The organism is Microcoleus sp. B4-C2 (genome assembly GCF_036705265.1).
GTDB lineage: Bacteria > Cyanobacteriota > Cyanobacteriia > Cyanobacteriales > Microcoleaceae > Microcoleus.
Map to the genome: position 1 here is coordinate 1 of NZ_JAUBUB010000103.1, position 5,406 is coordinate 5,406.

5 protein-coding genes and 1 pseudogene are annotated in these 5,406 nt (G+C 47.0%); 4 read left to right on the forward strand and 2 right to left on the reverse strand.

All coding sequences use genetic code 11. The features are described 5' to 3' along the window. A partial coding sequence (locus tag QUB20_RS23770; protein ID WP_333249993.1) for a protein kinase domain-containing protein occupies window positions 1–1,064 on the reverse strand: 1,064 nt, incomplete at its 3' end. A gap of 758 nt (window positions 1,065–1,822) precedes the next feature. Next, window positions 1,823–1,957 (reverse strand): annotated as a pseudogene (locus QUB20_RS23775) (IS701 family transposase); the annotation flags it as partial. A gap of 483 nt (window positions 1,958–2,440) precedes the next feature. Here QUB20_RS23775 and yqeK point away from each other — a divergent pair. The 4 genes from yqeK to QUB20_RS23795 all read left to right on the forward strand — a co-directional run bounded on the left by yqeK (window position 2,441) and on the right by QUB20_RS23795 (window position 5,282). After that, window positions 2,441–3,076, forward strand: a complete 636-nt coding sequence (gene yqeK / locus QUB20_RS23780) for a bis(5'-nucleosyl)-tetraphosphatase (symmetrical) YqeK (protein WP_333249991.1) — start codon at window positions 2,441–2,443, stop codon at window positions 3,074–3,076. 137 nt (window positions 3,077–3,213) lie between these two features. Further along, entirely contained in the window at window positions 3,214–3,633 is a 420-nt protein-coding gene (rsfS, locus tag QUB20_RS23785) for a ribosome silencing factor (RefSeq protein ID WP_333249989.1), read from the forward strand. A gap of 2 nt (window positions 3,634–3,635) precedes the next feature. Then, window positions 3,636–4,145, forward strand: a complete 510-nt coding sequence (locus QUB20_RS23790; RefSeq protein ID WP_333246119.1) for a CGLD27 family protein — start codon at window positions 3,636–3,638, stop codon at window positions 4,143–4,145. Between the two features lie 183 nt (window positions 4,146–4,328). Further along, on the forward strand, window positions 4,329–5,282 hold the full coding sequence (locus QUB20_RS23795; RefSeq protein WP_333144243.1) for an asparaginase: 954 nt from the start codon (window positions 4,329–4,331) through the stop codon (window positions 5,280–5,282). Window positions 5,283–5,406: the final 124 nt, after the last annotated feature.

A 5,406-nucleotide genomic window follows, 5' to 3' on the forward strand; every position in this document is an offset into this window, starting at 1 on the left:
GGTTTATAAACTTCTTGTACTAAGGCGGATTTACCTATGCCAGAGTAACCGGATACTAGCATCATTTCGGTGCTGCCCCTGCTGACTCGCTCAAAGGCTGCTAATAAGGTTTCAACTTCTGTTTCTCTGCCGTAAAGTTTTTCGGGGATGAGGAAATGGTCTGTAATATCCCGCGTTCCCAATGCAAACGTCTCAATGTTACCCGTGTTTTGTAATTGAGCTAGACAAATTTCTAAATCGTGTTTCAATCCTAATGCACTCTGATAGCGATTTTCCGCATTCTTTGCCATCAGTTTACTAACAATTTGGGATAAAATTAGGGGAACTTCTGGCTTGATTTGATGTACCGGAATCGGCTGTTTGGCTAGATGACAATGCACTAACTCCATTGGGTCGTCTGACTCGAAGGGTAACTGTGTTGTCAACAATTCATAGAAGGTCACACCCAGGGAATAAAAGTCACTCCGATAGTCAATGCCTCGATTCATTCTTCCTGTCTTTTCTGGGGAGAGATAAGCTAATGTGCCTTCGAGGGTGTTGGGATTCTGGATTTCTTGGGTTTCTCTCGACAGTTGGGAAGAAATACTGAAGTCAATGAGTTTAATTTGTTTGCTATGTGGGTTAATCAGAATATTGGCAGGTTTGATATCTTTATGAATAACTCGGTTTTGGTAGAGAGAGTGGAGAATATTTGCTAGTTCCCTGGCTAGGTTGAGAAAATTTTCTAAAGATAGAGATGTATCGGGTTGGTTTTTATCACTTGCTGCTGGGAGATAAGTAGACAGGGAAACTCCTCCAAAGTCTTCCATGATTAAAGCATAGGCGTTTTTGTAAGGTGCTAAATCGAGGGGTTCAACCACTCCAGGCAGACGTAGATTTTTGGCGATGGTATATTGGTTGCGGAATTGCACCAGTTCGCTGAAGCTGGGGTATTCGTTTCGCAGCAGTTTGATGACGACTGGAGTGCGATCGCTCTCCCGAATACCTCGATAGACTAGAGTGCGAGATCCTGCATAGAGTTGTTCTGTTATCCGATACCCCGGCAGATCAGTAATTGTCTCCATTGTCCAGTCCTCACTCAATAAATTGGGGGTTAGTATATCTCTAGTTTACTCAGCAAACTTGGTAAATTCTCAATGGTCTCTAATGTTGCTGGACTTGTCAGTGGGCGTTCTGTACGAACGATCGCAGCTCCTTCGATACTGAAGCCATATTATTAATTGTTTAGAACTTGTCTCCACTGGAGCGAAAATTATCCATAAGTATGTTTATATAACTCATTTGAGATGTTGATGGCGATCGCGTCTAGCAGTCGTGAAGCTCACAGGAGGCGATCGCCCCAAACAGCTATTTTTTGAGGTAGTTCAGTTTAAGCCCAAGCGTGGAAAGGTTTTCAACTTGGTTGTTTCTCCTTGATAGTTTTGAGGTAAAAATACTCAATGGTAGCCCTCATGCCCTCTTCTAGCAACCTAACGATCTCGCTCATCGGAAATGCTTGAAGAACCCATTCTACATCAAATATTGCCCATTCAAAAGCAAACTATACTTCGGAACTAGACGAAAATAAAATTTTTGGATGGATTTTATCTCAACTAAAAAATGTGTGATACTGAGCCGACTTACCCTGCGTATTTACTTCCCTAGTCTACCGTATATTTGTATTACCAGCAGTGTCTAGAACAATGATTGCTTCTTCAATAACTGATGAAACTATTACCCCTATTCTGTCAGTCAGCAGAATAAAATAATATTTTACTCTTCTTCATCAAGTAAAATAAGGGATTAGAAGAAAAATCAATTAACGCTATTAATCGAGCCAACCAAAGTGATGCAGCCCTTGAGCATTTTCTAGCCCCTTTATCTCTGCAATGGCTGGTAGTGTCTTACGTTTAATATCAAAAATTACACTAGCATGAATGTGTGTAAAAGCTTTGAAGCTTCTGACTTCTGAAAACAGATTTCTGTAATAAGCTGTTCGGCATTTAAAAGACGATAGTAGGGTGCGTCATTACAGAAGTGTTTTCCGCATAAGCGCGTAAGTGTTCACTCCTGATGCACCCTACAAGCCTCGTTACTGGTTTAAATGCTCCACAGGTTAGTGACAATACTCATCAATCAATTTCAAGGTTGAATCAGCTTGGCGAGGCTTAACCATAGACCCAGCTAAGGTTTGAGAGATTTTGTTCTATTATACTCTGCCGCGAAATTGAAAGAAGAGGGCAGGGCTGTTTCATTCTCTTGTAGGAGCAGCAAAGAGTGGCTGCCCCCATGTCGCCAAGGCTTGTGAATCATCGTCTGTGGGGGGTAGGAATTCTTGGCACTACAAGAGTCAAAATCGCGATTTTCGTGAAAATGAAACCGCCCTGCCTGCGTGCCCGATACCGCAGCCGATCGAAACAAAACGCTAAAATAGTAGCTCATACAATTTTGGAGTTAATATTTGACACTTGCACCCGCGCGCGAAAACGTCCTAGCTTGGCTCTGTGAGCGCGTTCCTGCTGCCCGAATCAAACATATCCTCGGAGTCGAACAGGTAGCAGGTGACTTGGCTCGCCATTACGGCCTCGACGAAGCAAAAGCCCGATCGGCAGGTTTGTTGCACGATTTGGCAAAATACTTCAAACCTCCACTGCTGCTGCACATGGCCCAGAAGGAAGGTTTAGAGTTAGACTCAGTGTTGGAAGCACACCCGCATTTGCTGCACGCAGACGCCAGCGCGATCGTCGCCAGAGACGAATTCGGGGTGGTCGATCGAGAAATTTTGGACGCAATCGCCAATCACACCCTCGGCAGACCAAACATGAGCCAGCTCAGTTGTACCGTATTCATAGCAGATACCATAGAGCCGAGCCGCGGCAACACAGCCCAACTAGAAGCACTGCGTGAGGCAAGCTGGCAAAATCTTTATGCAGCCGTGTGGCAAACTAGCGATTATTCTCTTAAATATTTGCTAGAAACTCGCTGCTACATCCACCCCCGCACCGTACTTACGCGGAATTGGGCGCTGCAAATGGCCCGCGAATCGCCGGAAACAGGAAATTCGACCCAGAAGTCGATCGAACAAATCACAAGTTAAAAGTAAAATTTATCAGCAATCCTGTCCTTACTTTTGGCTTCAACCTAACTCCTATTTCCCGTCTCAAACTGTCAACAACCGATCGCGAAAACGCACCGATTCCCCCTTACCGTATCAATTAGGAAATTAAACACTTAATGTCAGATCTAACTCAACTCGAATACTCCAGGGCCCAGTCTACAGCAACGGACGGCACCTCCTCAGACGAAGCTCGTGGCCTGATCATGACCGTTGCCCAAGCAGCCGATGACCGCAAAGCAGTAGATATTGTATTGCTCCGGGTGGCAGAAGTATGCTACTTGGCAGACTACTTTGCGATCATCACCGGATTTTCCAACGTGCAGGTACGAGCCATCTCCCAAGCGATAGCAGACCAAGTGGAAGAAGAGTGGCAACGCTTGCCACTGCGTACACAAGGCCTATCAGACGCTAGTTGGGTCGTCATGGACTACGGCGACGCGATCATTCACATTTTGAAGCCTCAAGAGCGGGAGTTCTACAATTTAGAAGCGTTCTGGGGACACGCCGAACGCATTGACTTTTCCCCCACGCCGTGAGGATGGCTAATGTGAAAAACGTTTCTGCTTCTATTTGTCCCGTTCCGCAAGAACAGCGACCGATCAATGAATACCAAGAACTTAAAGAATCCTGGTTTTTTAGCTGGGTAACACTCAATTGGCCCGGATACCTGGCAAAACTAGCTTGGGTGTGGGCTTGGAGTTGCTTGGTATCGGTGCCGATAGCTGCTTCTAGCTTTGCTCCAAGCAAGTATCCAGCTCAGTTTGTCCTCAGCGGTGCCGCAGGTGCCGGTTTTATTCTAGGATTAGCTTTGCTGCGACTCTACTTGGGTTGGTTCTACGTGCGATCGCGCCTTTCAAATCCCACGGTCGTCTACGAAGAGTCTGGTTGGTACGATTGTCAATCTTGGCCTAAAACTCCCGAAGTTTTGCTTCAAGATCAGTTGATTGTTAACTACCAACTAGAACCAATTCTCAGGCGTCTGCGGCAGACATTTTATGGTTTGACAGTATTGCTGGTTGCCGGGGGACTAACTTGGAGTTGTTTGTAATCGGTTCGGTTCGGGAGTTTTGAGTTTTGAGATTGCCGCGCACAGCCAACGCCGGCACACTCCCGTGCATGAGTGAGAAACGATCGCCGAAAGATTAACTTTATAACTCTTAACTGGCAGCTCGCAACTCATAACTTCCACCGGCCCCAATCTAAAATCTAAAATCTAAAATCTAAAATTGATATGACAAGGGGAAAACGAACCCAAGCTCCCGAACTGGAAGTCACACTGCTGCGCGAAGGTATTGTGGAATCGAGGCACCGCGCCCAGGCCGCTGTCTGCGACAACCGCGGGCGCGTTCTGTCTGTTGCTGGTAACTCGGAAACGGCCTCATTTGTCCGTTCTTCACTCAAGCCTTTTCAAGCTTTGGCGGTGACGGGGACTGGCACTTTAGAACGCTACGAATTGACCGATCGAGATTTAGCGATTATTTGCAGTTCCCATCAAGGTACGATCGAGCAATCGCGCCAGGTATTTAACGTCCTGTGGCGCTGCGACATTGACCCCTCTAAACTTCAATGCCCCATTCCCGAAGGCAAAAAGAGCGCCCTGCAATACAACTGCTCCGGCAAACACGCCGGAATGCTGGCTGTCTGCCAGCAACTGCACTGGCCTCTGGACACTTATTTACGGCGCAAACATCCCGTCCAGCAGCTTATTTTGGGCAAAGTGGCTGACTTGCTGGCCATGCCTGCCGAAGAGTTTATCAGCGCTCGCGACGACTGCGGCGCTCCTACCTATCTGTTGCAGTTGGGGCAAATGGCGTCTTTGTACGCTCAGTTAGCCTCCGGCAACAATGTGGATATGGAGCGGATTGTCCGCGCTATGACTCATCACCCGATGATGGTTGCGGGTGAGGGCAAATTTGACACGGAACTGATGCGTTTGACTCAAGGGGAATTGGTGAGCAAGTCCGGCGCCGAAGGGGTGCAGTGCATTGGCCGCGTTGGTGAAGGCATGGGCTTGGCAATTAAGGTGACGGATGGAGGAAAGCGTGCTCAATTTGCTGTGGCGATTCACTTGCTCAAGCAGTTGGGGTGGATTACTCCGACGATCGCCGAAACTCTGGCGGAGACTTACCTGACTCTGAGTGAGTTCAAGCGCTTGGAGGTAATCGGGGAAGTTTCGATGCTTTAGGGCGATCGAGACTCGATCGCCGATTTCAGCAACCCCTCCCACAATCTAAAAAGTTTTTTTGATGGAGGGGTTGCAATTTTCAGAAAGATATGTTTATATTAGTAAAGAGACAAAAAGCGACGCG

Bases quoted from the DNA above. Each gene is read 5' to 3' on its own strand.
- rsfS (WP_333249989.1), top strand. From the start codon at position 3,214: ATGTCAGATCTAACTCAACTCGAATACTCCAGGGCCCAGTCTACAGCA.
- QUB20_RS23790 (WP_333246119.1), top strand. From the start codon at position 3,636: ATGGCTAATGTGAAAAACGTTTCTGCTTCTATTTGTCCCGTTCCGCAA.
- QUB20_RS23795 (WP_333144243.1), top strand. From the start codon at position 4,329: ATGACAAGGGGAAAACGAACCCAAGCTCCCGAACTGGAAGTCACACTG.